Source organism: Pontibacter sp. HJ8 (assembly GCF_054824225.1).
Genome location: NZ_JSYF01000630.1, coordinates 1 through 2,393, shown reverse-complemented (window position 1 = coordinate 2,393; position 2,393 = coordinate 1). Strand labels below are relative to the sequence as shown.

Sequence of the window (2,393 nt, the reverse complement as noted above, 5' to 3'; positions counted from 1 at the left end):
TGGAGCTGACCTTTTGCGCGGGTGCCTATTATAAGGGAAGCCTGGTAGGTTTTATACTGACGGGGCTGGGGGAGTGGAATGAGAAGCCTACCGCCTACAATGCCGGAACCGGTGTAGTGCCTGAACACAGGGGGCATCGGCTGACGCAGCAGCTGTACAAATTTATGATGCCGAAGCTCAGCGCGAGTGGCATCGAGCAGTGTCTGCTGGAGGTGATTCAGGAAAATAAACCGGCCCTTCGGACCTACAAAAATGTCGGCTTCCGGATCACGCGCTCCCTGGACTGCTTTCGGGCGCGTAAGCAGGACCTGATCTTTCACCAGGAAGCAGCGGAGGACATTACCCTGCAGGAGGCGCGCAAACCGGATTGGGCCTTGTATAAGAACTTTTGCGATGTACCCCCGGCCTGGCAAAATACGTGTCAGGCCTTCAAGCGGTATCCGGAGAAAAAAATAGTACTGGAAGCACTGGATGAGCAAGGCCAGCGGGTAGGGTATGTGGCGTTTATACCGCAGACAGGTTCTATCGTTCAGCTTGCAGTGCAACAGGGGCGCCGCAACCACGGCATAGCCACAGCCCTGCTGAAAGAAGTAGTCAGGCAAACCGAATCCGAAGCACTCCTGCTGATCAACATTGATGCTGCTTCTGAGGTCATGCTGGAGTACCTAAAGCGGAGAAATTTTACCAGGATCCTGGGGCAATACGAGATGATCCTGCCCTTATACTAGCAGGTATAGGATTTGTAAAACAGGCTGCGCCTTTGGATGGATGTTAGCAAAGGCTTTCCCAAACGGGGTGTAAGCGCGGTCCCGTTCTGGTCAGGATCCTGCGTTTTGTACTGCTGGCTCAGGCCATGCGCACCTTGCCTTTGGGAACTTCCTATGTTATCCGGACAGGTATAGGAGCGGCCGGAACGGCTATCCTGGGAACGGTTTTCCACTATGAATCTAGAGACCTGATGCACATTCTCTGCCTGCTGCTGATGGCCGGTGTGGCGGGACTCAGGTTTTTTGACAGAATGCAATTAGCTAGCGCTTCCAGGTATAGGCGTCTGCCTGGTCTTTGGTAAAGAGGTATAGAAAATTCGAGCTGACAAGCGCCGATACGTAGGCTTTGCCTGCAGGAAGGTTCAGCGTGCGCCCCTTTAATTCGTAAAGGTCAAAAAAGTGCAGCTGGTTATCTTTTACAAAGTATAGCTCATGGCCGCTAAAGCCCATATAAGCGAGACCGGTGAAAGGAAGCTTCTTCTTGTAGTTGCCCAGGTTATCAAACACGTAGATGCCGGCATTATAATCCAGCAGGTATACCAGGTTCTGGTACTCACGCACAAACCGTACATCGAAACGTGCTTTATCCAGGATCAGGTCCAGTGGCGTTTCAACAACAGCCTTTTGGTAGCGCAGGTCTATTTTGCTGAGGGTAAAGTCAGACTCGTTGAACAGCCAGAAGCTGTCATCCGGGGTGAGCGTGGCTGCCCGTACATTGCCGGTATAGTTGAGGTCCGAAAGGCGGGTAGTGCCAATGGGACTCATGAACCGGTCCAGCAGCACGAGCTCCTGCCGGTCTTCGTAGAAGAGTAAAAGCTTCATCGGATTCCAGGCTTCTACGGCTGTTATCCTGCCTCGGCTCGGAGGCGAAAATGCCTGGAGCGGTTGACCCAGCGAATCAAGTTTATAGAGATTGCGTTTCGGTCCCATCAGGTATACGCTCCCATTCTGGTCCACAGAGATGGTTGTGGGGGAGGAGATGGCCAGGCTGTGGCGAAAGATAAGGGTAGCAGTCGTGTCCGGCTGCTGGGCGGTGGCGGCAGGTATAGCCAGCACGAGCAGCAGCAAAAACAGCGCTGTCAGGTAGCCGTTACGCCTCAAAGTATTCGAGCTTAAGGTCCGTGCCATCATATACCGCATAAGAACAAAAATTGACCCATTCTCCCAGGTTGATGTAGCGGCTGCTGTCTTCAATGGGCATGTCGAGCGGGAGGTGGCGGTGACCGAACACATAGTAGTCGTGGTGCTTTCGGGCTTCTACCTCTTTGCAATACTGCACCAGCCATTCTTCTTCCCCAAAGAACTGCTCGTCTTTTTTCACATTGCTGATACGGCTTCTTCTAGACCATAGGTTGGCCATGCCTATACCTGCATTGGGGTGCAGGCGGGCAAACATCCACTGGCAGGCTTTGTTGTTGAATACCTGCTTGAGGACCTTGTAGGTATGGTCGCCTGGGCCGAGGCCATCCCCATGCCCGATGTAAAAGGTTTTAGCTCCTAGCTGCGTTGAAATAGGTTCCCGGATGATGGGGATGTTGAGTTCCTCCGGAAAATAATCGAACATCCACATGTCGTGGTTGCCGGTGAAAAAGAGTACCGGTATACCTGCGTCCGTTATCTCGGCCA

5 protein-coding genes are annotated in these 2,393 nt (G+C 52.8%); 2 read left to right on the top strand and 3 right to left on the bottom strand.

Annotated features, from left to right (window positions below; translation table 11 throughout):
- The coding region (locus OB13_RS20295) for a GNAT family N-acetyltransferase (RefSeq protein ID WP_461492008.1) at nt 1–728 on the top strand (728 nt) is incomplete at its 5' end.
- On the opposite strand, the gene OB13_RS20290 is transcribed toward OB13_RS20295, so the two are convergent.
- The gene (locus OB13_RS20290) at nt 725–940 is read right to left on the bottom strand and encodes a hypothetical protein (protein ID WP_461492009.1); all 216 of its coding nucleotides are present in this window, start codon (nt 938–940) and stop codon (nt 725–727) included. The two genes, OB13_RS20295 and OB13_RS20290, sit on opposite strands and share 4 nt — an antisense overlap.
- Here OB13_RS20290 and OB13_RS20285 point away from each other — a divergent pair.
- Nucleotides 854–1,069, top strand: coding sequence for a DMT family transporter (locus OB13_RS20285; protein WP_461492007.1), 216 nt, complete (start codon nt 854–856; stop codon nt 1,067–1,069). The two genes, OB13_RS20290 and OB13_RS20285, sit on opposite strands and share 87 nt — an antisense overlap.
- Here OB13_RS20285 and OB13_RS20280 read toward each other — a convergent pair.
- Both OB13_RS20280 and OB13_RS20275 read right to left on the bottom strand, forming a co-directional pair.
- The gene (locus tag OB13_RS20280; protein ID WP_461492006.1) at nt 1,029–1,868 is read right to left on the bottom strand and encodes a hypothetical protein; all 840 of its coding nucleotides are present in this window, start codon (nt 1,866–1,868) and stop codon (nt 1,029–1,031) included. The genes OB13_RS20285 and OB13_RS20280 overlap by 41 nt on opposite strands.
- A partial coding sequence (locus OB13_RS20275; RefSeq protein ID WP_461492005.1) for a UDP-2,3-diacylglucosamine diphosphatase occupies nt 1,858–2,393 on the bottom strand: 536 nt, incomplete at its 5' end. The genes OB13_RS20280 and OB13_RS20275, both read right to left, overlap by 11 nt.

Bases quoted from the DNA above. Each gene is read 5' to 3' on its own strand.
- OB13_RS20285 (WP_461492007.1), top strand. From the start codon at position 854: ATGCGCACCTTGCCTTTGGGAACTTCCTATGTTATCCGGACAGGTATA.